Annotated in this window: 23 protein-coding genes; 10 read left to right on the plus strand and 13 right to left on the minus strand. The window is 63.7% G+C overall.

The genetic code is table 11. The features are described from left to right. The first annotated feature begins 108 nt into the window (after positions 1-108). The 10 genes from QCE69_RS33965 to QCE69_RS34010 all read left to right on the plus strand — a co-directional run bounded on the left by QCE69_RS33965 (position 109) and on the right by QCE69_RS34010 (position 11,522). On the plus strand, positions 109-270 hold the full coding sequence (locus tag QCE69_RS33965) for a hypothetical protein (protein WP_309927225.1): 162 nt from the start codon (positions 109-111) through the stop codon (positions 268-270). 581 nt (positions 271-851) lie between these two features. Further along, the gene (locus QCE69_RS33970; protein WP_309935294.1) at positions 852-2,006 is read left to right on the plus strand and encodes a glycosyltransferase; all 1,155 of its coding nucleotides are present in this window, start codon (positions 852-854) and stop codon (positions 2,004-2,006) included. A gap of 10 nt (positions 2,007-2,016) precedes the next feature. Beyond that, positions 2,017-3,099: a glycosyltransferase family 1 protein gene (locus QCE69_RS33975; RefSeq protein ID WP_309935295.1), complete on the plus strand. Its 1,083-nt coding sequence runs from the start codon at positions 2,017-2,019 to the stop codon at positions 3,097-3,099. A 32-nt stretch (positions 3,100-3,131) separates the two neighbouring features. Continuing rightward, positions 3,132-4,325 carry a glycosyltransferase gene (locus tag QCE69_RS33980; protein ID WP_309935296.1) on the plus strand — a complete coding sequence of 398 codons (1,194 nt, stop codon included), beginning with the start codon at positions 3,132-3,134 and terminating at the stop codon, positions 4,323-4,325. Between the two features lie 90 nt (positions 4,326-4,415). Beyond that, positions 4,416-5,453: a glycosyl hydrolase gene (locus QCE69_RS33985; RefSeq protein ID WP_309927233.1), complete on the plus strand. Its 1,038-nt coding sequence runs from the start codon at positions 4,416-4,418 to the stop codon at positions 5,451-5,453. A 499-nt stretch (positions 5,454-5,952) separates the two neighbouring features. Next, the gene (locus QCE69_RS33990) at positions 5,953-8,304 is read left to right on the plus strand and encodes a polysaccharide biosynthesis tyrosine autokinase (RefSeq protein ID WP_309935298.1); all 2,352 of its coding nucleotides are present in this window, start codon (positions 5,953-5,955) and stop codon (positions 8,302-8,304) included. Between the two features lie 103 nt (positions 8,305-8,407). After that, complete coding sequence (locus QCE69_RS33995) at positions 8,408-8,881, plus strand: hypothetical protein (RefSeq protein WP_309927237.1); 474 nt, start codon at positions 8,408-8,410, stop codon at positions 8,879-8,881. Between the two features lie 10 nt (positions 8,882-8,891). Then, positions 8,892-10,304: a hypothetical protein gene (locus tag QCE69_RS34000; protein WP_309935299.1), complete on the plus strand. Its 1,413-nt coding sequence runs from the start codon at positions 8,892-8,894 to the stop codon at positions 10,302-10,304. Positions 10,305-10,401: 97 nt separating this feature from the next. After that, a complete protein-coding gene (locus tag QCE69_RS34005) occupies positions 10,402-10,743 on the plus strand; it encodes an FKBP-type peptidyl-prolyl cis-trans isomerase (protein WP_309821126.1) in 342 nt (113 codons plus the stop codon). A gap of 11 nt (positions 10,744-10,754) precedes the next feature. Continuing rightward, positions 10,755-11,522: an AraC family transcriptional regulator gene (locus QCE69_RS34010; RefSeq protein ID WP_309935301.1), complete on the plus strand. Its 768-nt coding sequence runs from the start codon at positions 10,755-10,757 to the stop codon at positions 11,520-11,522. Between the two features lie 65 nt (positions 11,523-11,587). Here the strand turns inward: QCE69_RS34010 and purF are convergent, their stop codons facing one another. From purF to QCE69_RS34075, 13 genes are all read right to left on the minus strand, one after another. Next, positions 11,588-13,135 (minus strand): amidophosphoribosyltransferase, encoded by a 1,548-nt coding sequence (purF, locus tag QCE69_RS34015; RefSeq protein WP_309821128.1) that lies wholly within the window; start codon positions 13,133-13,135, stop codon positions 11,588-11,590. Between the two features lie 147 nt (positions 13,136-13,282). Continuing rightward, positions 13,283-13,822, minus strand: coding sequence for a CvpA family protein (locus QCE69_RS34020; RefSeq protein ID WP_309935303.1), 540 nt, complete (start codon positions 13,820-13,822; stop codon positions 13,283-13,285). Positions 13,823-13,831: 9 nt separating this feature from the next. After that, the gene (locus tag QCE69_RS34025) at positions 13,832-14,701 is read right to left on the minus strand and encodes an SPOR domain-containing protein (protein ID WP_309935305.1); all 870 of its coding nucleotides are present in this window, start codon (positions 14,699-14,701) and stop codon (positions 13,832-13,834) included. Positions 14,702-14,791: 90 nt separating this feature from the next. Further along, on the minus strand, positions 14,792-16,102 hold the full coding sequence (gene folC / locus QCE69_RS34030; protein ID WP_309935307.1) for a bifunctional tetrahydrofolate synthase/dihydrofolate synthase: 1,311 nt from the start codon (positions 16,100-16,102) through the stop codon (positions 14,792-14,794). 77 nt (positions 16,103-16,179) lie between these two features. Continuing rightward, entirely contained in the window at positions 16,180-17,052 is an 873-nt protein-coding gene (gene accD, locus QCE69_RS34035; protein WP_309821132.1) for an acetyl-CoA carboxylase, carboxyltransferase subunit beta, read from the minus strand. Positions 17,053-17,125: 73 nt separating this feature from the next. Then, on the minus strand, positions 17,126-17,923 hold the full coding sequence (trpA, locus tag QCE69_RS34040) for a tryptophan synthase subunit alpha (protein ID WP_309935309.1): 798 nt from the start codon (positions 17,921-17,923) through the stop codon (positions 17,126-17,128). A gap of 84 nt (positions 17,924-18,007) precedes the next feature. Next, the gene (locus QCE69_RS34045; RefSeq protein ID WP_309935310.1) at positions 18,008-18,871 is read right to left on the minus strand and encodes a site-specific DNA-methyltransferase; all 864 of its coding nucleotides are present in this window, start codon (positions 18,869-18,871) and stop codon (positions 18,008-18,010) included. 11 nt (positions 18,872-18,882) lie between these two features. After that, positions 18,883-20,076, minus strand: coding sequence for a tryptophan synthase subunit beta (trpB, locus tag QCE69_RS34050; protein ID WP_309927254.1), 1,194 nt, complete (start codon positions 20,074-20,076; stop codon positions 18,883-18,885). A 48-nt stretch (positions 20,077-20,124) separates the two neighbouring features. Continuing rightward, the gene (locus tag QCE69_RS34055) at positions 20,125-20,793 is read right to left on the minus strand and encodes a phosphoribosylanthranilate isomerase (RefSeq protein WP_309927256.1); all 669 of its coding nucleotides are present in this window, start codon (positions 20,791-20,793) and stop codon (positions 20,125-20,127) included. Further along, a complete protein-coding gene (gene truA, locus QCE69_RS34060; RefSeq protein WP_309935311.1) occupies positions 20,790-21,593 on the minus strand; it encodes a tRNA pseudouridine(38-40) synthase TruA in 804 nt (267 codons plus the stop codon). The genes QCE69_RS34055 and truA overlap by 4 nt, the downstream gene beginning before the upstream one ends. 1 nt (position 21,594) lies before the next feature. Next, a complete protein-coding gene (locus QCE69_RS34065) occupies positions 21,595-23,472 on the minus strand; it encodes a FimV/HubP family polar landmark protein (RefSeq protein WP_309927261.1) in 1,878 nt (625 codons plus the stop codon). Positions 23,473-23,634: 162 nt separating this feature from the next. Next, positions 23,635-24,756 carry an aspartate-semialdehyde dehydrogenase gene (gene asd / locus QCE69_RS34070; RefSeq protein WP_309935312.1) on the minus strand — a complete coding sequence of 374 codons (1,122 nt, stop codon included), beginning with the start codon at positions 24,754-24,756 and terminating at the stop codon, positions 23,635-23,637. 84 nt (positions 24,757-24,840) lie between these two features. Beyond that, positions 24,841-25,008: a hypothetical protein gene (locus tag QCE69_RS34075; RefSeq protein ID WP_309935313.1), complete on the minus strand. Its 168-nt coding sequence runs from the start codon at positions 25,006-25,008 to the stop codon at positions 24,841-24,843. Between the last annotated feature and the right edge of the window lie 90 nt (positions 25,009-25,098).

A 25,098-nucleotide genomic window follows, 5' to 3' on the forward strand; every position in this document is an offset into this window, starting at 1 on the left:
CTACTCCAAAAGTTGCATGCTTGTATGTGGAGCAGCGCACGGACCAGAGCGAGTCGAGTCGATATCGTATTGGTACGAACAGTTATTTAATTAAGTGAGCGGTCCGACATGGAATCAGAGGATACGTCGATCGAGCGTGTGCAGAAGCTGGTCGAACAGGCGCAGAGCCTGCGCATGCAATCGGTCGCGGTCCCGCTAAAGGATCTGCGCATGCTTCTGCAGGTCTGTGAAGCGGTGATCGCTCAGCAGAATTCTTCCACCGCCAAATAACGGCGATGAAGAAAGTAATGAAACAGCCATATCAGCAGAGTAAAGCTTTGTGTTGATGGGTCCTGAGCACGGGCTCAAGGAAAGTGCTCAGGCCGTTCCGAAAGGCACGGCTTCGAGAAGTCAAAAATATGATTGATCAATCGGGCTTTACGTCTCGCGGCAGGTGGTCGTAATCAGACGGCCGACCTGCGCCTTATCGGCGCGACGCGAAACAATTTTCGCAAAGACCGGTATCAAGGCGTCTTCCGGGCCTGCTCAGGCTGGCCCAGAGGCTCCTGGAATCCAGGCTTGGGGAGCAAGCTCGACGGGGTTTCTCGCGGAGGTCGTCGCGAGGAACGAGTAATGCTTGGGTCGGAGCGCGTGGCACGAATGGATCGGTTTGTTTTACGGTCCATTAGTACTCCAACGCGCACATTACCGGATTCTTTAATGTGCTCTTTGCAGGTGGGCTAGCGCCCGCCCACCTTGCATGCATTCGGCGTGCTTGAAAGTGTGATGTCCTTAACTGATAACGATTAGGCCGCTTCCTTCTCATGCGGTCGCCGCGGGCGCTCGGCGACACGCCAAACGATGAGTTCAATATGAAAGAGATCGTACATATAACCGAGGCTTTCGGAGGCGGAGTTCTGTCAATGCTGACGCAGCTTTCCAATCGCGCAGCGGCCGCTGGAGTCGGCGTAACGATCCTTCATTCGATCCGGCAGGAAACACCGATTAACTTTTCCAAGCTCTTTCATCCGGCCGTCAAGCTTACCTACGTCAGCATGTTCCGCGAAGTAAGCGTCAAGAACGACTGGACCAGCTTGTGGAACCTGGTGCGCAAGCTCAAGGAACTCGATCCTTCGGTCGTGCATCTGCATTCGTCGAAGGCCGGCGTGCTGGGCCGCGCCGCCGCACGCATTGCCGCGCCGCGTGCCCGCGTGTTCTATTCGCCGCATGGCCTGGCGTTCCTGCGGCGCGATGTCTCGCCCGTCAAGCAGTTTGCCTATCTGAGCTTCGAGCGCATCGCCGCTCGCATGGGCGGCACCATCGTCGCGTGTTCGAAGAGCGAGCTGAGCGAGATCGAAACTCGAATGGGTGCGCGCGAGGCGCGCATGATCGAGAACGGCGTGAACGTTCCTGAGATTCCGCCGCGCATCGAGCGCAATCCCGGCGATGTCGTCGTCGGCATGAGCGGTCGCGCTTCTTATCAAAAGAACCATCAGGCATTCGTGAAGCTCGCCACCGACCTGAGCGGTCCGTCGGTCAAGTTCCTGTGGATCGGCGGCAATCTCGAGGAGCTGCCGGGTCAGATGCCGAGCGGCGCCGTCACGTGCAGCGGCTGGGTCACGCGCGAACGCGCACTCGAACTGACCTCCGAACTCGACATCTACGTGCAGACCTCGCGCTGGGAAGGCATGCCGATCGCGCTGATCGAAGCACAGGTCGCGGGCATTCCCGCCGTCGTGACCGACGTGGTCGGCAACCGCGATGTCGTGCAACACGGCGTGACGGGCTTCGTTGCATCGAGCGTGGAGGACATGGCCAGGTACGTTGCCATGCTGCGCGACGACCCCGCATTGCGCGCCCGCATGGGCGCTGCAGCGAGGGAATCCGCCAGCAAGCGCTTCTCGATGGACGCCATCTTCCGTCAGTGGCTCTCGGTCTACCAGCTCGGCTCCGACCGGCCCACGCGCGAGCCGCTCGCCTCCAAAGAGGCAGCCTCGTATGAAACCAGCTCCGACTCCCAGTTCTGACGCCTCTCCCATGGACACTTCCATCGCTACGAACAAGCTTGTCTATAACGGACGCTTCACGAGCCAGAAAACCACCGGCGTCCAGCGCGTCGCGCGCGAACTCGTCGCCGCGCTCGGACAACTGCCGCAGGGTTCGCATGTGACGCTCGCCGTGCCGCCGCAAACCGGTCTGGATCCCGTCGATGGCGTCGAGACCGTCAAGCTCGGCTTCGGCAAGGGCGTCTTCTGGGAGCAGCTCGTATTGCCGCTGTTCGCAGGACGTTCGCGCATCGTGAATCTGTCGAATTCCGGCTCGATCTTTCGAGCGAACCAGATCATCTACATGCACGATGCCGCGGTGTTCGACACCCCGTCGCATTTCTCGTGGAAGTTTCGCACCTGGTATCACGTGATGTTCTGGATCCTCGCGCGTACCTCGAGTTGCGTGCTGACCAATTCGAAGTTCTCGCGCGATCGCCTGGCGCATCATGTGGGCGTGCCCGCGGAGCGCATCGGCGTCGTGCCGCTCGCGGCGGATCATCTCGATCACATCACGCCGGATACGTCGGTGCTCGACGAACTCAAGCTCACGAAGAACCGCTATGTGCTAGCCGTGAGCAGCATGAATCCGACCAAGAATTTCAAGCGGCTGGTCGAGGCTTTCATGCGCCTGAACGATCCGTCGATCGATCTCGTGATCGTCGGCATGAAGAACGCCACGATCTTCGGCAAGGCCCAGGACCTGTCGAGCGCGCCCAACATCAAGCAGGCGGGCTATGTGAGCGACGAACGACTCCGGGCGCTTTATCAACATGCCGCATGCTTCCTCTATCCTTCCATCTATGAAGGCTTCGGCATTCCGCCGCTGGAAGCCATGCGCAACGGCTGCCCGACGCTCGTCGGCCGTGCCGCTGCCCTGCCGGAAACCTGCGGCGATGCCTCGGTGTACTGCGATCCCTATTCGGTCGATGACATCGCGGGCAAGCTGCGCGAACTGCTCGACTCACCCACGCTGAGCGAAGAGTTGCGCCGGCGTGGTCTCGCGCACGCCGAACGTTTCCGCTGGACGGAGAGCGCGCGTCTGCTCAAGCAGTTCATCGACAAGCCGCAATGACGGGCGCACGCGCGCTGCAAGGGAGAAAGCCGGTGAAGTTGGGAATCTATTGCGACTCGGGCGTCAACGGCGGCCATGAGGAAATGCTGAAGCGTTTCATGCTGGCGCTGGTCGCGAGCGCGCAGGTCGAGACCTTGCACGTCCTCGTGCCGGCTGCTAACGAAGCGTTGTCGCGTCATGTGCGCGAACTCGCGGCCCAGCATCCGAAGGTCAAGGTCATCGCGCTGACCTACACGGCCGAGTCCATCCGCGGCAACATCTTCGCGCTGCTGCGCATGATTCGCTCGACCGCGGCCACGCTGCGCACGCTGCATCTCGACAAGCTCATGATCGCGCAAGGCACGATCGCCTCGGGGCTCGCAGGACTGATCGCCGCGCGCCGCGCGCGCACGACGGCGGTGAGCTATCTGCCGCTGGTGGATGACGCGCCCGTGAAGGCCGGCCGCGCGGAACAGGTCAAATGGCTCGTGAAGCGCGTGCTGTACCGCATGCCGGACGAATACGTGACGCTCAACGATCATCTGCGCGACAAGCTGCGCAAGCTCGCGCCCAAGGCGCGCACGATGATCCTGGAGAACTACGTCGACGACCGTTTCAGCCGTTCGACGCTCTCGAAGGAAGCCGCGCGCGAGTCGCTCGGGCTGCCTGATGACGGCACGACCATCGTCGCGCAGATCGGCCGGCTGAATTTCCAGCAGAAGCGTCAGGACTTCTTCATGGAGGCCATCGAGCGCAATGCGAAGGCTTTCAGTCATACGCTCGTGCTGATCGTTGGAGAAGGTCCGGATGACCCGCGCCTGCGCGAGCGCATCGCGGCCAGTCCCGCGCTGTCCGCGTGCGTGCGCATGGTCGGACCGCAGAAGGACGTGCTGCCCTATATCGTCGCAAGCGATGCCCTCGTGCTGCCATCGGCCTATGAAGGCGTGCCGCTCGTGATGATCGAGGCCGTGCTCGCTGAGCGGCCGATTGTCGTATCGCGGGTCTCGGGACTCGATTCGTACTTGCCCGACGCACTGCTGTTCCCTGCCGATGACCGCGAAGCCTTCGTCGAGCGCATTTTCACCGCACGCGACTTCTCCATGGCCTCGCTGCGCGGCGAATTCAGGCGTCGCTTCTCGCGTGAAGCCTTCGACGCGCAAGCGCAACAGGTGCTGCTGCACACCAGCGCTCCGCGCGATGCAGGCGCTCATTCCGCGCCCAACCATACCGACGTGCTGGCCAAGTAACCGCGCGCACCTTTTCAGAGGTCAACGCCGATGCGTACCTTCCTGGTCGCCGTATCCGTATTGGGCGCATTGTCTTGCGCGGCCCTTCTGATGTCCTCGCGCAGCGGCTCGCCTGATGCGCATCACAGCAACCGCTCGATCATCGCCGATGCCGAAGCCGCCGAGCCGCCCCCGCCGAAGCTCGCTTGCGGCAAGGGCACGACCGGCGTGTTCTATGGCATTGCGGGTCATCTCGAACATCGCGGCGCGTATCGCATGAGCGATTACGATCTGCAGATCTCGCAGTTGCGCGACCTGGGCATCACCATGTATGCGCAGGATGTCTCCAGCGAAGGCAGCGCGCACATGGTCGCGGATTTCGCGCGCGCGGCCGCGAAGCAATGCATCGGCGTACTCGCGCTCGTCACGCCCTTTGAACAGGAGAAGCGCGCGAACGAGCAGGAGACATACGAACGCGCCTATGCGCTCGGGAAGACCGCGGGCCGCGTGCTCAAGGGGCTGGTTACGTACTACCAGGTGGGCAACGAGTACGACAACTGGACCATCAAGGGCGCCGACCGCAGCGGCGAGCATCCGTCAGACTATGACAATGCGATGTTCATGAAGGCGCGCGGCTCGATTCTCGGGCTCATCAAGGGCATTCGTGAGAGCAATCCGGATGCGAAGATCCTGCTGACGTCGTTCAGCTGGCTTCACTACGGCTTCACAGACATGCTCTTTGCGGGCACGCAGCCGGACGGTTCGAGCGGTCACCCCATTCCTCAATGGGACATCACCGCGTGGCACTGGTATTCGAACATGGGTTCCATCACGGCGGCTGGCCAGAACAAGGTCAACGTGCTGGAACGTCTGCGCGACAGCTATGGCAAGCCCATCTGGATCACCGAGTATGGCGTGCGTCCGAATCATCAGGATCCGGGCGGCTATCTCGTGGGCAAGGATGCATTGAAGGGTTTCGTGTCGCTTGCGAAGACCTACAATGTTCAGAACGTGACGCTCTATGAGCTCTATGACGATCAGCGCTATGGCGGCGACGGCAACTACGGCGTGATCGGCGACGATGGAAAAACACGCAAGCCCCGCTTCAATACCGTGCGCGATTTCATCAAGGCTAATCCAATGCCTTAAATTTTTAACGCTTTGATGCTACCAATACTGTCGCAGCGGAACCGCCGATTATCGCGCGAAACAGGCCGTGCGCAAGTGCCGTTCCCGACCTTGCAAGGCATCGAACGTTCGCTACTTAACAGACGCGCCCACCTCGTGACCGGAAGATGGCCTTGATGCTAATTGCTTCAAGGCCTTTCGTGTCGTTGCGCAAGCGAATCGTCGCAATGAAGGTGCGGTGACGCGCACGAGGCGGCAGCCACGGTGTCGAGGCACGAAGTGTGCTTCCATTCACCAGCGATCGTACTCCGACGGGCCCACGTGTTCCGTCAATGCGAACCAGAAGCGCCACGCGCTTCGCTCGTTCTACCTGCCTCTCGCGTCTCTGGTCTTGAAGTTCCAACGGCCATGCGCCGGATCAACAACAACGTAAGTCGCAACGCGGACATGCCGCGCGGATCTTCGCTTTTTCAATGGTCCGGGAATAACTGCTCAACTTATCGAACTGAGGACGGCGCCTTTGAACACCCTCTATGTCAACTCAGCATCTTCGCGGCACGGCAAGGAAGACGGTGAATTTACCGCGGGCGACATGCTCCGGCTGCTGCGCGATCACCTCGGCATGCTGCTCCTGTTCGTCGGGGTCGCGGCTGCCCTCGCGTCCGCCTATGCATTTCTTGCCAAGCCCATCTATTCATCGGATGTAGTCGTGCGGGTCGATCCGCCGGATCCGAATGCGCTCGGCATCGCGCCGCAAAACCAGCAGCAGATGCAGCAGCAAGGGCAAACCGTCAACCAGATTGCGCCCGCCGAGATCTCGGTGATGCAGAGCCGCTCGGTGCTCGAGCCGGTCGTCAAGCAGTTCCACTTCGACATCCGGGTCAAGCCCAACACGTTCCCGATCCTCGGCCAGCTTGCGAACATGTTCGCCAAGAAGGGGCATCTTGCACCGGCGTGGTTCGGTCTCGACTCGTACGCTTGGGGCGGTGAAGACCTGCAGATCGGCCGCCTCGATGTTCCGCCCGCACTGGAAGACCAGAAGCTCGACTTCGTTCTCCTCGACAACAACCAGTACGAGCTGCGCGATCCGGACGGCGAAGTGATCCTGCACGGCACGGTGGGCCGCCCGGCGTCGGCGAACGGCGTATCGATGCTGGTCAATCATGTCGTGGGCCACCCTGGCGTGCATTTCGACGTGACCCGTCTCAACACGCTCGACGCCATCGCGCTGATGAAAAAGACGACGAAGGTCGCGGAATCGTCGAAGGATACGGGCGTCGTGCAGATCACCTTCAACGCCGACGATCCGCAACTCACCGCCGACGTCGCCGACGCGCTGGCTCAGGCGTATCTCGGCGCCGCCGTGCAGGCGCGCCAGGCCAACGATACGAAGACGCTCGAATTCATCCGCGGAGAACTGCCGCGTCTCGAATCCGATCTGAAGAAAGCCGAAGGCAACCTGAGCGCCTATCGCGCGAAGTCGCAATCGGTCCAGCCGATCAACGAAGCGCAAGCCTATTTGCAAGGCAGCATCGTGTCGATGCAGCAGCTCGCCACGCTCAAGCTGCAACGTACGCAGATGCTGCAACGCTTCCAGCCGAGCAGCCCGCAGGTGCAGAATCTCGATCAGCAGATCGCGCAGCTCGAGTCGTCGAACCAGCAGATCCAGTCGCGCTTCGACAGCATGCCGGCATCCGAGCGCCAGAACGCTGAACTGACGCGCGATGCGCGCGTGGCCGAGACCATCTATATGGGCATGGTCAACAAGGCCGAGGAGCTCTCGGTGCGCCGTGCGAGCACGAGCGGCGGCGCGCATATCGTCGATACCGCGCTGCGTCCGTATCGTCCGGTGAAGCCTAACAAGCCGCTCGTGATTCTCGCGGGCACGGGCCTGGGCTTTTTCGTCGGCACGTTCTTCATCTTCCTGCGCCGTCACGCAATGATCGGCGTCACGGATCCGATGTTCGTGGAGCGCCGCTTGTCCGTACCGGTGCTGGGCGAAGTGCTGTACAGCCGCCAGCAGGCAATGCTGGATCACGAGATCGCAGTGTCGCCGGTCGAGCATGCGCCGCTCACCTATGCGGGTGCGCAAGGGCATGCCGCGCCCAAGGCGCTGGCCTACACCGAGGCGCCGCGGCATGATGCCTTCGCGATGCCGCACGTGCCCGAGTCTCATCGCGACGCCCGCGTGCTTGCCTCGCGCTATCCGCACGATCCTGCCGTGGAAGCCCTGCGCGCAGTGCGAACCGAGCTGTATCGCGACCTGGCCAACGCGCCGAACAACATCGTGATGCTGACCGGCCCGATTCCTTCAGCGGGCAAGAGCTTCGTCGCGGCGAACCTGGCCGTGCTGCTCGCGGAAATCGGCCTGCGCGTGTTGCTGATCGACGCCGACATGCGTCGTGGTCATATCGCCTCGTTCTTCAAGCAGTCGAATCCGGGCGGTCTCTCCGAAGTGCTGAAGGGCGAGATGCCGCTCGGCGACGCGCTGCGCTATGTGGGCGTGCCGGGGCTGTCGTTCCTGTCGTGCGGCGGCTATCCGGAGAATCCGTCCGAGCTGCTGATGATGCCCGGCTTCCGCGATACGCTTGCGCGCATGAGCGATCAGTTCGATCTCGTGCTGGTGGATACGCCGCCGTTCCTCGTCGTCACCGACGCGGCGATCGTGGCAAGCGATGCCGGCTCCACGGTGCTCGTGCTGCGCTCCGGCATCCAGAGCGAGGAAGAGATCGAAGAGACGGTGAAGAAGGTGCAGCGTGCGGGCGGCAGGCTCGTGGGATCGGTATTCAACGCGATTCCGCGTCGTCCGAGCAATCGCCGCAGTTACGGTTATGCGGCGGCTTATACGAGCACCTTCAAGGCACAGAACTGACGTCTGCATTCCGATGTCGAACACAGCGCCGCGTGACATGTCACGCGGCGTTTCAAGTTGTAGGGCGACAAAAGGCTGAAGGGGTTGCGGCGCGGATGCCGACGTGTGGCGCGCAGCCGACCGGATCGGGGAAGAGTACGCACAAGGTGACCCAATGGGCGCGCGTTTTTCCTTCAGGCATCGGCTCAAGCAGTGTCCGCGTTGTCGCAGGCCGGTCGGGGCCGATGTTCCGGTCTGTCCGCATTGCGACTTCCATCGGCTGCCGGAGCGCGCCTTCGTACCGAGGCTGCCCGCGCCGGCGAATTCGACGCCGCAGCCACGCGTCGTGAAAGCCGCCCGCAGGCGACCGCCGTTGCGGGCACTACTGGTTCTCGTGATGGCGCTGCTGTCCATCAGCGGTTACATCTCGCTGCGCGAATCAGGCATCGAAACTCGCCTGAAGTCGCTCAGTTCGCATCACTGGCTCGGCTCCGTCGATGAACAGCCGAACCATGCACCCGAAAACGAAGCTGCAAGCAGTGCGCCGGTTCCGATCGGATCACTGAATTTTGAAGAAGCCCGTTCCACGCGGGTATAACCATTCGACGATGAAAGAAAAAGCGGCGCTGACCGACCTCTACTACAGGATCTGGGCCTTCGCGATGCCGGTGACGTCGTTTTTGCTCGTCCCGTCCATCCAGGGCACGACCATCGGCTACATGATGTGCTTCCTCTCGGTGCCGCTCGTGCTGCTGTTCGGCGGCCGGGCGCGCAAGAGCTGGATGCACTTCGTGGGCGCGGCGCTCGTGGTATGGCTGCTGATGCTCTGCACGACGCAGGTCGCGGACGTCATGGCCCCCTACGATCCCGACTTCTCCAGAATCGTGCTGGTCGAGGAAACCGATCCGTTCACGTTCATCCTGCGCAAGAGCATGTTCACGCAGTCGGTCTATGTGGCCGCCGTCGTGCTCTACGCGGCCTACGTGTACCACTACTACAAGCCGACCTGGGACCAGTGGCTGCTCGCCGCCATCACGCTCTTCGCGCTCTACGGGATGTTCGAAGTCGCGTACTTCGTCATCACGGGCCAGCCGGGCGACTTCATCTCCAACCGTGCATTCGGCGACCAGTTCGGCAAGGGTATCGTGCGCTCGGACGGCACGGTGAACGGCAGTTCGTTCCAGCAGATGGACATCGGCGGCATGCGCTTCCAGCGCCTCAAGGCGCTGACCGGCGAACCCTCGATGTACGCCATGTCCATGTTCCCGTTCTGGGTGTATTTCAACGCCACCTCGCGGGTGCGCTGGCCGGTCTGGATCATCGGCATCTCGCTGCTGATGAGCACCTCGTCCACCGTGCTGATCGGTTATGCGGTGTTCGCGCTGATCCGCATGCGCAAGCTCGGCATCAACCCGGTCAAGGCGCTCATCGGGCTGTTCGTGCTGTGCGTGATCGCGTATATCGCGCAGGACTACATCGCCGATCTCTTCAAGCAGATGGTGACGAACAAGCTCGAACAGAAGGACGAGTCGGGCTCTGACCGTGCGCTGCTGTTCGTCGAGTCGATGCGCCTCTGGTTCCACGGGACGCCGATGAACCAGCTGTTCGGCATCGGTTTCGGCTACGTCCGCTCGACCGACCTGTTCTCCACGTTGATGGTCAACACCGGCATTATCGGCACGATCTTCATCAGCGGGCTGATGCTCTATCCGGCATTCAAGCTCGACTGGGATGCGCGCGGCATGGCGTTGCGCCAGTGCTGCGTGGCTACCTGGACGATGATGATGGTCTCGGTGCCGGAGTTCGCCTATCTCGCGCCGTGGACCCTGGTCGCGATGGCCTATGTCCGGGTGCGTGCGCTCAAGCTCGCGAGACAACAGCGCGGCGACGAAGCCGCTGCCTCGGCCATGGAAGACGCGCAACTGGGCGCGAACATCGGCACGTCGATTGGCCGGCATGTCGCGCCGGAACTCGGGCCGCGCATCGGCTCGCGTTTCGGGCCGCGCGGCCGGCATCTCTGAGGACTTTCAACCCTTCCACGCATGAGGTTCGCGCGCCGCCTGCTTCCGGCGGCGTTCTACAATGGCGGTTTCGACCACCGACAACCTGGGAGCAACCATGTCGACTGTCACGACCGATTCCGGTCTCAAATACGAAGATCTCACTGTCGGCGAAGGCGCCGAAGCTGTCGCCGGCAAGACGGTCAGCGTGCATTACACGGGCTGGCTCACGGATGGCCAGAAGTTCGATTCGAGCAAGGACCGTAACGACCCGTTCGCCTTCGTGCTGGGCGGCGGCATGGTCATTCGCGGCTGGGACGAAGGCGTCCAGGGCATGAAGGTCGGCGGCGTGCGCCGTCTCACCATTCCGCCGCAACTCGGCTATGGTGCACGCGGCGCGGGCGGCGTGATTCCGCCGAACGCCACGCTGGTGTTCGAAGTCGAACTGCTCGACGTCTGAGCCAGGTTTGCGTGAACGCGCCGCGGCCCCGCCCCGCCGTTGCACTGCGCCGCTATGCCGCGACGCAGGCGTCCGAGGTCCACGACTTCCATCAGATCGTGCTGGGTGTAGAGGGATCGATGGAGATGGCCGTGGACGGACGCGGCGCGCGTATCGACCGAAGCGGCGCGTGGATCATTCCAGCGGGCGCGCGCCACGATTACTGGGCCGCCGGCGACAACCGCCAGCTCGTGCTCGATCTTCCGCTGGCGTCGCTCGCCGTGCCCGAGCGCTTCTTCGAGCAGGCGCGTTGCATCACGCTTCATCCTTCCATCACGCGGCTGGTCGCCGGGTTCGCACCTGGCGCGGGCGTCGGTCAATCGCATGAGTGTCATCGCTTTGCCTGGCAAGCGGCCGCGCATCTGTGCGGCGCGCTCATGCACGATGCCGGCAATGCCGCATTCCCTTCGAAAGGCCTCGATTTCGCCCGCATCGACGCGTGGCTGCGCCGGCATCTCGCCGAGCCGCTGCGCATCGCCGATCTCGCGGCGCATTGCGGCTTCGGCATGCGGCGGTTCCACCAGCTGTTCAACGATGCCTTCGGCGAGACGCCGCATCGCTATGTGCAACGTCTGCGGCTCGATACCGCGCTGACACGATTGGCCGATCCGCTCGCCGCGCTCACGGACATCGCGCTCGATTGCGGCTTCGCCGATCAGAGCACGTTCACGCATGCCTTCACGAAACGTTTCGGCATGGCGCCGGGACAATGGCGTGCGGGCAGCACGCGCACGCACTGATTCTGCAAAAAGCCCGCTCGTCCTCACAGACGAAGCGGGCTCCCAAGATCACGCCGTAAAGCGCGTTACTCGACCGATAGTTGCAGATGCAACTGTGAGCGCGCCATGCCGCCATCCATCGCTTCGCTCGCAGCATCGCGATCCGATTGCGACTGCGGCGCCAGACGCGCCGACTCGATGCGATCCAGATAATCGGTCGTCACGTCGCCGGTGATGTAGTTGCCGTCGAAGCACGAGGCCTCGAAGTCCTTCAGTTCCGGATTGATGTCACGGATCGCGTTCTTCAGGTCTTCCACGTCCTGATACACGAGATAGTCCGCGCCGATCATGCGCGCCACTTCCTCATCCGTGCGGCCGTGCGCCACGAGTTCGCCGCGCGTCGGCATGTCGATGCCGTACACGTTCGGGTACTTCACCGGCGGCGCCGCCGAAGCGAAGATCACCTTGTTTGCGCCCGCGTCACGCGCCATCTGCACGATCTCGTGGGACGTCGTGCCGCGCACAATCGAATCATCGACGATCAGCACATTCTTGCCCTTGAACTCGATGCCCATCGCATTGAGCTTCTGGCGCACCGACTTCTTGCGCACTGCCTGGCCCGGCATGATGAAGGTGCGGCCCACGTAGCGGTTCTTGAAGAAGCCCTCGCGATACTCGACGCCCAGCTTCGCGGCGACCTGCATCGCGGCGGGACGCGAGGAATCGGGAATCGGCATGACGACGTCGATGGCCACGTCCGGCAGCACGCGCTTGATCTTCTCGGCGAGGTAATCGCCCATGCGCAGGCGCGCGTTGTAGACCGGCACGCCGTCGAGGCACGAGTCCGGACGCGCGAGATAGACGAGCTCGAAGATGCACGGATTCAGCGCGGGCTTCTCGGCGCACTGGTGGCTGTGCAGGTTGCCGTCGCTGTCGATGAAGATCGCTTCGCCCGGTTCCACGTCACGCACGAATTCGAAACCGATACCTTCGATCGCCACCGATTCCGATGCCACCATCCACTCGACGCCCGTCGTCGTTTCCAGCTTGCCGAGCACCAGCGGACGAATGCCGAACGGATCGCGGAAGGCCACGAGTCCATAGCCCGCGATCAGCGACACGATCGCATACGAGCCCTTCACCCGGCGATGCACGCCGGCCACGGCCTTCCACAGCGCGGCGGCGTCGAGCTGCAGGCCGGAGCTGGCGAGCTGCAGTTCGTGGGCGAAGACGTTGAGCAGAACTTCGGTGTCGGATGCGGTGTTGATGTGCCGGCGGTCGATGCGGAACATCTCGTCCTTTAACTGCGGCCAGTTCGTCAGATTGCCGTTGTGCGCGAGGATGATCCCGAACGGCGCATTCACGTAGAACGGCTGCGCTTCTTCCTCGCTCGCGGCGGAACCGGCGGTCGGATAACGCACCTGGCCGATGCCGACGTTGCCCGGCAGGCTGCGCATGTTGCGCGTGCGGAACACGTCGCGCACCATGCCGTTGGCCTTGTGCATGTGGAAGTTGTTGCCGTTCGCCGTGGCAATGCCCGCTGCGTCCTGGCCGCGATGTTGCAGCAGGAGCAGGCTGTCATAGATCAGCTGGTTGACGGGGCTTTGGGAAACTACACCTACGATGCCGCACATGGCATGGTCCTTCAAAGAGTCGAAACGGGGTGAGAAGGCGTTGCTGGTCCAGCGGACGCATTCACGCGTCCGGCTGCACGAAGCTGCCCTTACCGGGTCGAGGTGGGTCTTCGAGCCGTCGCGCGCCCCATGTAGCCGGCCGTTCGTCTATTGTGCGGCGTTTGGCGCCATGCCGCTGGAGCCAACAGCGGGGGCGACGTGCACATACGCGGCGAGCGTATCGGGGAGCAGCAGTTTCAGTTCACGCACGCCCTGCTCGGCCGTCGGCCTCAGCAGCGCATTGCGCCAGAAATCTTTCTGAGGTAGTTCGGTCAAGCCCGCCAGGCCGACCAGAATGACTACCAATATAGCGCCTCTGACGAGGCCGAAAAGCAAGCCCAGCGAGCGGTCCACGCCGCGCAGGCCGGTCACTTCCGTGACGCGCGTCAGCAATGCGGACAGTACGCTTGACAGCAACAGCACCGCCGCCACGACCAGCAGGAACGCCACCAGCCATTGCGTGAGAGCGCCGCCCGGCCAGGTGTCCGGAATATACGGAACGACGAGCCCGACAAAACGCCCCGCGATCAGGATGGCGGCGATCCACCCGACCAACCCGAAGGCCTCGGCCAGCAGGCCGCGCCACATGCCGCGCAGGGCGGACAGGCCGATCACGGCCATCACGCCATAGTCGAAAGCGGTGAACATCGGAGGCGCTTAGTTCGATGTCGACCGGGTGCCGCCGCCGAGACCGGCCTGGCGCACCTTGACCAGCGCCGCCTGCGCCGCCGCGCGATCCGCGAACGGCCCGGCGCGCAGCAGCGAACGGGTCGAGCCGTCCGATTGCTTGCGATGTTCGAGATATGCGGGCACACCCGCGGACTTCAACTTGCTGACCCAGTTCTGAGCGGCGGTTTCGTCGTCGAACTGGCCGATCTGCAGCACGAAGCGGCTGCCGGCCGGCGATGCCGGCGTGTTCGCGGCGCTCGCAGCGGCGTTGGCCGCGGTGGTCGCGTTGGCGTCTTCGGAAGGTGTCGTGGCCTGCGGCTTGGCTGCGGGGGGCTTGGCAGCCTGAGTAGCGGTGGCGGCAGGCTTCGATGCCTGCGGCTTCGCTTCGGGCTTGGGTGCTTCCTTGGCGTCCGGCTTGGCCTGCGCCACCGCCGCCGACGACGCGGCCTGCGGCGGCGTCATGCCGCCGGTGACACTACCCGACGCGTTCACCGGGCCATCGTGGGCCACGCCCGCTTGCGTGTCGGCGTCGTTCGCGTCGCGCGACGGCTTCATGGCCGGCGCGGGGCGATTCGGAATGTCGATGGAGATGTCGTCGGTGACGGGCTTCGGGCGGGAGTCGAGCACCATCGGCAGGATGATGACCGCCGCCAGCACCAGCGCAATGGCGCCCACCAGCCGGCGGCGCGCGCGCTGCTTTTCCGGCAGCGTGGGGTCGAGCATCATGGCGTCGGCGTCGGTGCGCTCGGATCTGCGCGTGCGGCGTTCCGTGCGGACGGTTTGACGCGAACCGCGTCCGGAGTCCGAATATGCGTCGCGACCGGAGTCGTCTTTCTTGCCGAACGAGAAGAGTCCCATGTATCGCTTGGTGCAGATGGGTGCCCGCGAGTGCTGATCCTGCGAATGCTGCCGATCAGCGCCGACGGCCGCCCGTCTCAGTGATGCCGCTCAATGATGTTGCGACTTGCGGAAGGCCATGACGCCGGCCACCGTGTAGAAACTGCCGAAAACCAAAATTCTATCATTTTCGGAGGCCCTGCTTAATGCGTCTTGAAAGGCGGCGGCAGGGTTTTCAAAACGGGAAACGCTGCTGTCGGGTCCGTCGTTGACCCCGGCATCGCGCAAAGCGCTCTCCAGCAGCTCCGCCGATGCACCCCGCGGCGTTGGCAGCGCGGTCACGTTCCAGTGATCGATCTCGCCTTTCAGATGCGTCAGCACACCTTCGATGTCCTTGTCGCGCATGGCGCCGAACACCGCGTAAGTGTACGGAAAGTAGCCCATGTTGCCGAGATTTTGCGCCAGTACCGCGGCTGCATGCGGATTGTGCGCGACATCGAGAATGACTTGCGGCTTGCCGGGCAACACCTGGAAGCGGCCTGCCAGCTCCACGTTGGCAAGTCCGAGCCGGATGTCCTGCGCCGACACCGGCACGCGGTCGCGCAAGGATTCCAGCGCCGCCAGCGCCGCCGACGTGTTGATCAGCTGGTTCGCGCCGCGCAGCGCCGGATAGGCGAGCGCCGAACGACGCTGCTCACGGCCGAGATAGCTCCACTGCTGGCGCTCGTTGCCCGGCTGCGCTTCGTAACGGAAGTCGCGGCCGACCAGCCAGAGATCCGCACCGACTGCTTCGGCATGATCGATCAGGCTTTGCGGCGGCGACGGATCGCCGCAGATCGCGGGCTTGCCCGAGCGGAAGATGCCTGCCTTCTCGAAGCCGATCTTCTCGCGCGTGTCACCGAGAAAGTCCGTATGGTCGATGTCGATGCTCGTGATCACCGCGCAATCCGTATCGACGATATTCACCGCGTCCAGACGTCCGCCGAGCCCGACTTCGAGCACCACCGCGTCCAGCCCGCGCGACGCGAACAGATGCAGGATGGCCAGGGTCGTGAATTCGAAGTACGTCAGCGACACCGGCTCAGGCAGGCTCGCGCGCGCCTTTTCCACGGCCTCGAAGTGCTCGAGCAGGTCGGCATCGCTGGCCTCGGCGCCATCGATGCGCGCCCTTTCGTTGAAGGTCAGCAGATGCGGCGACGTGTGGCAGCCCACGCGATAACCCGCGCGCAGCAGGATGGTTTCGAGGATCGCGCAGGTCGAGCCCTTGCCGTTCGTGCCGCCGACCGTGATCACCGGGCAGTCGAAGTGCAGGCCGAGCGCGTCCTTGACCCGGCCGATGCGCGTCAGCCCCATGTCGATGCCGACCGGATGCGCGGCTTCCAGATGGGTAAGCCAGGCGTCGAGGGAGGGAAAAGTGTTCATATGCGGAATGATGAAAGCAAAAACGCCGCGCGGAACCTTGAGGGTTCACGCGCGGCGCGGCGCTGCGTGGGGCACGCTCAGGCGACGGCGTCGGCCGGCTGCCGGGTCATCAGCGCCATCAACTGGGCGATTTCCTCGCGCAGCTTGCGGCGGTCCACGATCATGTCGACCGCGCCCTTCGTCAGCAGGAATTCGGCACGCTGGAAGCCTTCCGGCAATTTCTCGCGCACGGTCTGCTCGATCACGCGCGGACCGGCGAAGCCGATCAGCGCCTTCGGCTCGGCGATGACCACGTCGCCCAGGAACGCAAAGCTCGCCGACACGCCGCCCATCGTCGGATCCGTCAGGACGGAGATGAAAGGCAGCTTGGCGTCAGCCAGCTTGGTCAGCAAGGCAGTGGTCTTGGCCATCTGCATCAGCGAAAGCAGGCTTTCCTGCATGCGGGCGCCGCCCGAAGCCGTGAAGCAGATGAACGGCACGTTTTGTTCGAGCGCATTGCGCGCGCCGCGGGCGAAGCGTTCGCCGACCACCGAACCCATCGAGCCGCCCATGAAGGAGAACTCGAAGCAGGCGACCACGCAGGGAATCGTATGGATGGCGCCGCCCATGACGACCATGGCGTCGGTTTCGCCGGTGTCGTCCATTGCTTCCTTGATGCGGTCCGGGTACTTGCGGCTGTCCTTGAACTTGAGCGCATCGACCGGCACGACTTCCTGGCCGATTTCATAACGGCCTTCCGGATCCAGCAGGCGGTCGAGCCGCTCGCGCGCGCCGATGCGCATGTGATGGCTGCACTTCGGGCAGACATGCAGGTTCGCCTCGACGTCGTTGCGATACAGCACGGCCTCGCACGACGGGCACTTCACCCACAGGCCTTCGGGAATGCCCTTGCGGCTTTTGGGATCGGTTTGCTTGATCTTGGGCGGCAGCAGTTTGTCGAGCCAGCTCATCGTTTTTCCTTGACTATTCAGTCGCCGCACGGCGCGCCCAGAATCGGGCGGGCCGCGGCGGCGCGTATTTTACTCAGGCATCGAGCGCCTGACGAATTTCCGCGATGAAACTCGTCAGCGACGCGGCAGCGGTGTCGGGCTTGGCTTCCTCGAGCAGTTGCACGAGGCGGCTGCCGATCACGACGGCATCCGCGACTTCGGCGACGGCGCGGGCGGTTTGCGCGTCGCGAATGCCGAAACCGACGCCGATCGGCAGGGGCACATGCGACTTGATGGCCGGGATTTTACTCGCGATGCTGGAAACGTCCAGATTTGCCGAGCCGGTCACGCCCTTGAGGGAGACGTAATAGACATAGCCGCTCGCAATTTTGCCGACCGCCGCCACGCGCGCGTCGGTGGACGTGGGCGCGAGCAGGAAGATCGGATCGATGCCGGCCGCGGTCATGGCCTGACCGAAGTCCGCAGCTTCCTCGGGCGGGTAGTCCACCACCAGCACGCCGTCCACGCCAGCTTCCTGGGCGGCTTTCGCGAAGTGCTGGGCGCCCATGCGTTCGATCGGATTGGCATAGCCCATCAGGACAACGGGCGTCGTGTCGTTGGTTTCGCGGAAGCGCGCCACGTCGGCGAGCACGCGCTTCAGCGTAACGCCGCGCGCCAGCGCCCGTTCCGAGGAACGCTGGATGACGGGACCGTCCGCCATCGGGTCGGAAAACGGCACGCCCAGTTCGATGACGTCCGCGCCGCCCTTGGCCAGCGCATGCATGAATTCGACCGTCTGTTCCGGGTTCGGGTCGCCGGCGGTAATGAACGGGATCAATCCCTTCCGGCCTTGCGTGGCCAGCGCCGCAAAAGTGTTCTTGATACGGGACATGAGAATTCTCGATTCGGATTCGTTGGCCTCTGAAGTCGTGCGAACATCGGAGGCGATCTGCGACGAAAATGCGTGCTACGGGCGTTATTCGGCCGTTTCAGTCGCGGCGTCGATCACGAGCGGCGGTCGGCGGCGGGTCTCCGGCAGTTTCGGCTTGCGATCCTCGGCCAGCCGGTTTTCCGCAATTGCACAGTAATCCGCGTTGATCTCGTAGCCGGTAAAAGCTCGGCCGTGACGGGCACAGGCCACTGCGGTCGTGCCGCTGCCCATGAACGGATCGAGCACGCGCCCGCCCGGCGGACAGCTCGCCAGCACCATGCGTTCGACGATCTCCAGAGGCTTTTGCGTCGGATGATCGACCCGCTCCGCGTGCTGCCGATGCAGCCGCGATACGGACCAGACATCCTTCGGGTTATAGCCGAGCTCCAGCCACTTGCTGCCTTCGAAGATCTTGCGCGAGCGCGCCTTTTTCGTCTCTGCGTCGTAGGGGATGCGCACCGGATCGAGATCGAAGTAATAATCCTTCGATACCGCGAAATAACCGATGTTGTCATGCACTGACGTGAATTTACGCGTCGTTCCCCCCATGCTCGGCACACGGCGGTCCCAGACGATCTCGTTGATCATCAGCAGGCGCCGCTTCAGGAACACGAAGAGTTCGGGCGAGTATTGCCACGTGCAGAAGATGTACAGCGAGCCGCTGGGCTTCAGCTTCGGTATCGCCAGGTCAAGCCATCGATACGTCCACTCCAGGAAAGCCTCGCCGGACAACATGTCCGAGTCGTTCCCGTAATCCTTGCCCAGACCATAAGGCGGATCGGCGACGACCAGATCAATCGACGCATTGGGGATGTTCTCGGCATCGGCCAGAAAGTCACGGTTGCGAATGTCGCTGCCGGCGCTGGTGAGAGCGCCGGCGGACAAGGGCTCGTCGATGACGGTGCGCATCTATCGGGGGCTCAGAACTGGATGCCCGATCGCTCGGCGACCGTATGCATGTCCTTGTCACCCCGGCCCGACAGATTGACGAGCAGCACCTTGTCGCGCGGCAGCGTCTGCGCGAGCTTCGCGCCGTAGGCGAGCGCGTGGCTCGATTCAAGCGCAGGGATGATGCCCTCGATGCGGCAGCAGTCGTGGAAGGCCTTGAGCGCTTCGTCGTCGGTGATGCCGACGTATTCGGCACGACCCTCGTCCTTCAGCCATGCGTGCTCGGGGCCCACGCCCGGGTAGTCCAGGCCCGCCGAGATCGAATGCGTCTCGATGATCTGCCCGTCCGCGTCCTGCAGCAGATAAGTACGATTGCCGTGCAACACGCCGGGGCTTCCGCCCATCAGCGAGGCAGCGTGACGGCCGGTGTCGATGCCGTCTCCCGCCGCTTCGACGCCGATCAGCCGCACGTCCTTGTCGTCGATGTAAGGATAAAAGATGCCCATCGCATTCGATCCGCCGCCAACGCACGCGATCACCGCGTCCGGCTGACGACCGGCCATCTCAGGCATCTGCACGCGGCATTCGTCGCCGATCACGCGCTGGAAGTCGCGCACCATCATCGGATAGGGATGCGGACCCGCTACCGTGCCGATGATGTAGAACGTGTTCTCGACATTCGTGACCCAGTCGCGCATCGCTTCGTTGAGGGCGTCCTTCAACGTCTTCGAGCCGGATTCCACCGGCACGACCGTCGCACCGAGCAACTTCATTCGATAGACATTCGCGGCCTGCCGGCGCACGTCTTCCGCACCCATGTAGACCACGCATTCCATGCCGAAACGCGCCGCGATGGTCGCCGTCGCCACGCCGTGCTGGCCCGCGCCGGTTTCCGCGATCACACGCGGCTTGCCCATCTTGCGGGCGAGCAGCGCCTGACCGATCACGTTGTTGACCTTGTGCGCGCCCGTGTGATTCAGGTCCTCGCGCTTCAGATAAAGCTGCGCGCCGCCCAGCATCTCGCTCCAGCGCCGCGCATGATAAATGGGCGACGGACGGCCCACGTAGTGCTTGAGCTCGTACTCGTACTCAGCGATGAATTCGGGATCTTTTTGAGCCGCTTCATACGCGACGCGCAATTCGTCGAGCGCGTGGATGAGCGTTTCGGAGACGAAAACGCCTCCAAACTGGCCGAAATGGCCTCTTTCGTCTGGCAAGTTGTACATTTGCGTCACTCTCGGTTACGCAGACCGGCTGTGCGTTCCGCGTTCGATTTACCCAGCATCCGCTGCGCGCACCGCGCGCACGAATGCCGCCATTCGGGCGGGATCTTTCACGCCCTTGGCGCCCGGTACTTCGATGCCGCTGGAGACATCGACCGCGTACGGGCGCACACGCCGAATGGCGTCATGGACGTTTTGCGCGTTCAAGCCACCACTCAAAACGGCCTGATGCCCGAGATCTGTTGGGATAAGTGACCAATCGAATACCTTTCCACCGCCGCCGAAGCCCTCGACGAGGGCGTCGAGCAGAAGGCCGCCTGCGGCTTTGAACTGATTTGACGATTCTATCAAATGGCCTGGGGACGCATCAGGCCCAATTCGCAGTGCGCGCCAATAGGACAAACCCGCAATGCGCGCCAGTTCCTCGCATTGTTCGGGGGTTTCATCGCCGTGGAATTGCAGCAGCGAGAGCGGCACATTCGACGTGACTTCGCGGATCCAGTCGGGCGTCGCATTCACGAACAGGCCGACGATCGAGACCAGCGGCGGCACATGCCGGGCCAGTTCGGCCGCCTGCGCGACGCTCACCGAGCGCGGGCTGGGCGGATAGAACACAAAGCCGACGGCGTCCGCGCCAAGCGCCACGGCATGCTGCACGTCCTCGACGCGCGACAGTCCGCACAGTTTGATGCGGGTTCGATGCAGATCGGTTTCGTTCATGTCGGCTCGGCCCAGACGGCGCTCCAGGGCATGGCAGCGAGGTGCGGCGGCGGCACCGCAAAGTGTTCAGGATAGCCGACCTCGGCAAGATACAGCCCGTCCGGCATGAAAGTGGGCGCGGCGATGCGCCGGTCGCGCGCGGCGAGCACGTCGGCCATCCATGACGCCGGATGACGCCCCCGGCCGATCGCCACGAAACATCCCATCAGGTTGCGCACCATGTGATGCAGGAACGCATTGGCGCGCAAGCGGAAGTGGATGAAGTCGCCCTGTTCCCGCACATCGATCTGATGGAGATGCTTGACCGGCGTCTTCGACTGGCAATCGGCGGCGCGGAACGACGAAAAATCATGCTCGCCGATCAGGCAGGCAGCCGCGTCGCGCATCGCGGCGACATCGAGCGGCGTATGGACCCAGCCCGCGCGCCTCGCCAGCATCGGCGAGCGCACCGGATTCACATACAGCACGTAATAGTAAGTGCGCTCGAACGCCGCGAAACGCGCGTGGAAATCGTCGGGCATCGGCCGGGCCCATTGCACGGCGACGGTCTCCGGCAGAAAGGCGTTGGTGCCGCGCACCCAGGAGAACTCGGCGCGGTCCAGGTCGGTGTCGAAGTGCACGACTTGTCCCAGACCGTGAACCCCGGTATCCGTGCGGCCAGCGACGATCGTCGGCAGCGGCGTCTGCGCAAACTCCGCGAGCGCGCGCTCCAGCGCGTTCTGCACGGTCTTGCCGTGCGGCTGGGACTGCCAGCCGCAAAACGCCGAGCCGTCGTACTGAATGCCTAAAGCAATGCGCATTTCAGGAGTGCGGCGCGAGCGTCGAGAGCAGCGTGGCGGCCTGCTGGCGCGTGGCGGAATCGTTCGATTCGATCACTTCCTGCAACAAGGTGCGCGCGCCCTGAAGATCGCCCAGTTCGATGTACTCGGCAGCCAGTTCGAGCTTGTTGCGGGCGATGGTCGCGAGCTGCGCGGGCGTCAGCGCGGGCAGCGGCTCGGTCGCGCTCGACGACGGCCCCAGATCGAAATCGAGACTCAGCGGCCCGAAGCGCGTTGCGCCGAGCCCCGCCACGGATGCCGCGCCTGCTGTGCCCGCTTCGATCTGCGACGCCACGGACGGTTGCTCCGAAGCCTGCGCCGGAGGATTCGCTACCGGCTGCGGCACGAAAGGCGCCTGCTCGATCGGCGTCTGGTCGATCTCGTGTTCACCGGCGGACCGCGCGCTGACCGGCGGCGTGTCCGGCAGTGCCTCGCGCGGAGGCGGTTCCAGCGCCGCTGTCGGCGCGGGTTCGACCGGCGCCGCGGGTGACGGCTCTGCCTTCAGTTCCATGCGTGGCGGCAACGCCATGTCGAGCGAATCGAGCGCCTGGATAGCCTCCTGCGGGAACTTCGGCATCGGGAAGCTGTGCCTGAGCACGGGTTCTTCATCAGGCGCGAGATCAGGCGAGTGCGCCGGCTCATCGGCCGTACGGGCCTGCAAGTCACGCAGTTCCGCTTCCCGCCCGACGATCTCCTTCTCCGCCGCTTCCCGTGCCTGTTCTTCGCGCTCCGTCATCTTGCGCAGTTCGGCTTCGCGGGACTCGGCTTCGCGAGCGACGGCTTCGCGCACGCTCCTCTCGTGCTCCAGCGCCTCTTGTGCTTGCTGCTCCGTGGCGTCGCCGCCTGCCAGCGTACCAGGCATCGGCGGAACGAAATCGGGGTGATGCGCGGCCGGCGCGACGGGTGTGAACGCTTCGGTAACGGGGACTTCGCGCGGCGCTTCCGGCGTCGCGCGGGCGGACGTCGAAGGGTGTGCCTCGGTCGTCGGGGGCAAGTCGGATTCGGAGCGTGCCGCCGGAATCTGCGGCGCCTCGGCACGTTCGAGATTCGCCGCGGCTGCGTCGATTTCAGGCTGGCTTTCCTCGACAGGCTCATCAGCACGCGCAAGCGCCGCAGCAGCCGCGCCAGCTTCAGGTCCACGCTCTGAGCGAGCGTCGTCCGCGGCCTCGGTCGGACGCTGCTTGCCTCGCCGCATCCGCATCACCACCATCAGCACGACGATGACCGCGATCACGAGGCCGATCAGCATCGGCGACATGCCGCCGCTTTTGGCGGGCGCGGTGCTGGCGGAGGCGCTGGCGGTGACGGCAGGTGCGGGCGCCGGTTCGGTCGTCTGTGTGGGCGTCGATGCCGTGTCCGCCGGCGCGCTCGCGGCGGGTGCAACCGACGACGCGGGCGCCGCGCTCGCAGCCATGGCCGGCGCGCTTTCCGAAGCTGGCGCGACCGGCGCGGAAGCGGCAGTGGCCGCCTCCACCGGCGCTGAAGCTGAGGCAGAAGCCGAAGCCGCTGCCGGCGCCGACGCGCCGCTCAGATCGGCGGGCACGTTCAGCACGGCGCCGAGCTTCAGCTTGTTGATGTCGTGATTACCGAACGAGGTCGGATTCGCGTCGAACAGTGCGCGCGCCGCACGTGCCTTGACGTCACGATCCTTCGATCCCGTCAGCTCGCCGGCAATGTCATTGAGCGACTGCCCCGGCTTGACCGCATAGGTCTGACCCGGCGCGGCGGCAGAGGCCGCATCGCTGGCCTGGGCGAACGCGTCGCCGGGATGCGCCCAGAACATCGCGCATACAGTGAGGCTGACCGCGGCCAACGCTGCACGCGACGTCGAAACGAGAGACCGGCGAGGTCGTTGGATCATTGAGGCTCCGGAATACGGCGAGATTGACGCGACGCGGGCACGGCCCGCCCGCTCGAAAACGGTTGTGCCCCGATACGGCACGCGATCGCCCAAAACAAAAGGCGCCGCGTGAAACGCGACGCCTTCCTGTTTCAGCTACACGCTTCAGGCGCGTAGTTTACTTTACTTGTCCAACAGAATGCGCAGCATCCGGCGCAGCGGTTCTGCGGCGCCCCACAGCAGCTGGTCGCCGACCGTGAACGCCGACAGATACTCGCCGCCCATGGCCAGCTTGCGCAGGCGGCCCACCGGCACCGTGAGCGTGCCCGTGACGACCGAAGGCGACAGATCGCGCATCGACGCTTCACGTTCGTTCGGCACCACGTTCACCCAGTCGTTGGCCGAAGCCAGGATGTCGTTCACTTCGTCGAGCGGCACATCCTGGTTGAGCTTGATGGTCAGCGCCTGCGAATGGCAGCGCATGGCGCCGATACGCACGCACAGGCCATCGACGGGAATCGAGCCCGGCTGGCCCATCGCCGGCTTGCCGAGAATCTTGTTGGTTTCCGCGCCGCCCTTCCATTCTTCCTTCGACATGCCGTTGCCGAGATCCTTGTCGATCCACGGAATCAGCGAGCCGGCGAGCGGCACGCCGAAGTTGTCGACCGGCATGCGTTCGCCGTTCATCGCGGCGAGCACGCGGCGGTCGATGTCGAGAATGGCCGAGGCTGGATCCGCCAGATCTTCCTTGGCCGCGCCGTAGAGCACGCCCATTTGCTGGAGCAGTTCGCGCATGTTCTGCGCGCCCGCGCCCGATGCGGCCTGGTACGTCATGGCCGTCATCCAGTCGACAAGGTTTTCGCGGAACAGGCCGCCCAGCGCCATCAGCATCAGGCTGACCGTGCAGTTGCCGCCGACGAAATCACGGCCGCCCTTGACCAGCGAATCCTTGATGACGTCGAGATTGACCGGATCGAGGATGATGACTGCGTCGTCCTTCATGCGCAGCGCCGACGCCGCGTCGATCCAGTAGCCCTTCCAGCCCGCCGCGCGCAGCTTCGGATACACCTCGTTGGTGTAGTCGCCGCCCTGGCACGTGATGATGGCGTCGCACTTCTTCAGGTCGTCGATGCTCGTTGCATCCTTGAGTTTCGTCTCGTTTTTGGCGAACGACGGCGCGTTGCCGCCCGCATTGCTGGTGCTGAAGAACACCGGTTCGATCAAGTCGAAATCGCCTTCCTGCTGCATGCGTTGCATCAGGACGCTGCCGACCATGCCGCGCCAACCAACGAGACCTACGTTCATGACTCACTACCCTTGAAGTGGACGCTTCCCCGCATCTTTACCCGGCGTGGCCGCGCGGGGAAGACGCTCGGACACGAGGGACGATCAGCGAATCGTGATCGCTTTGATGGAGATTTTCGTAATGCGCGTGGTTTTGGAGAACCCGGACGCAACTTGAATGGCGTCGATACGCGTGCCGATGGCGAGTTCCGTGGCGACGGCATGTGCGCCGCGTCCGATGGAAACCAGAGAGAATTGAGAGTTCTTCGCCATGACGAAAGAATATACACGATAAGCCGCTGTTTTCGTCGGTGCGATGCGTCTTCCGGGTGAAATTCGTATCGATCGTGCAGGAACAGCGGT

Source organism: Caballeronia sp. LZ032 (assembly GCF_031451315.1).
Classification (GTDB): Bacteria; Pseudomonadota; Gammaproteobacteria; order Burkholderiales; family Burkholderiaceae; genus Caballeronia.

Coding starts and splice junctions, on each gene's coding strand:
- QCE69_RS34000 (WP_309935299.1), top strand. CDS start 8,892: ATGAAAGAAAAAGCGGCGCTGACCGACCTCTACTACAGGATCTGGGCC.
- QCE69_RS34020 (WP_309935303.1), bottom strand. CDS start 13,822: ATGTTCACCGCTTTCGACTATGGCGTGATGGCCGTGATCGGCCTGTCC.
- asd (WP_309935312.1), bottom strand. CDS start 24,756: ATGAACGTAGGTCTCGTTGGTTGGCGCGGCATGGTCGGCAGCGTCCTG.
- QCE69_RS34075 (WP_309935313.1), bottom strand. CDS start 25,008: ATGGCGAAGAACTCTCAATTCTCTCTGGTTTCCATCGGACGCGGCGCA.
- truA (WP_309935311.1), bottom strand. CDS start 21,593: ATGCGCATTGCTTTAGGCATTCAGTACGACGGCTCGGCGTTTTGCGGC.
- QCE69_RS34065 (WP_309927261.1), bottom strand. CDS start 23,472: ATGATCCAACGACCTCGCCGGTCTCTCGTTTCGACGTCGCGTGCAGCG.
- QCE69_RS33985 (WP_309927233.1), top strand. CDS start 4,416: ATGTCCTCGCGCAGCGGCTCGCCTGATGCGCATCACAGCAACCGCTCG.
- QCE69_RS34055 (WP_309927256.1), bottom strand. CDS start 20,793: ATGAACGAAACCGATCTGCATCGAACCCGCATCAAACTGTGCGGACTG.
- QCE69_RS33970 (WP_309935294.1), top strand. CDS start 852: ATGAAAGAGATCGTACATATAACCGAGGCTTTCGGAGGCGGAGTTCTG.
- trpB (WP_309927254.1), bottom strand. CDS start 20,076: ATGTACAACTTGCCAGACGAAAGAGGCCATTTCGGCCAGTTTGGAGGC.
- QCE69_RS34005 (WP_309821126.1), top strand. CDS start 10,402: ATGTCGACTGTCACGACCGATTCCGGTCTCAAATACGAAGATCTCACT.
- folC (WP_309935307.1), bottom strand. CDS start 16,102: ATGAACACTTTTCCCTCCCTCGACGCCTGGCTTACCCATCTGGAAGCC.
- purF (WP_309821128.1), bottom strand. CDS start 13,135: ATGTGCGGCATCGTAGGTGTAGTTTCCCAAAGCCCCGTCAACCAGCTG.
- QCE69_RS33975 (WP_309935295.1), top strand. CDS start 2,017: ATGGACACTTCCATCGCTACGAACAAGCTTGTCTATAACGGACGCTTC.
- QCE69_RS34045 (WP_309935310.1), bottom strand. CDS start 18,871: ATGCGCACCGTCATCGACGAGCCCTTGTCCGCCGGCGCTCTCACCAGC.
- QCE69_RS34025 (WP_309935305.1), bottom strand. CDS start 14,701: ATGGGACTCTTCTCGTTCGGCAAGAAAGACGACTCCGGTCGCGACGCA.
- trpA (WP_309935309.1), bottom strand. CDS start 17,923: ATGTCCCGTATCAAGAACACTTTTGCGGCGCTGGCCACGCAAGGCCGG.
- QCE69_RS33965 (WP_309927225.1), top strand. CDS start 109: ATGGAATCAGAGGATACGTCGATCGAGCGTGTGCAGAAGCTGGTCGAA.
- accD (WP_309821132.1), bottom strand. CDS start 17,052: ATGAGCTGGCTCGACAAACTGCTGCCGCCCAAGATCAAGCAAACCGAT.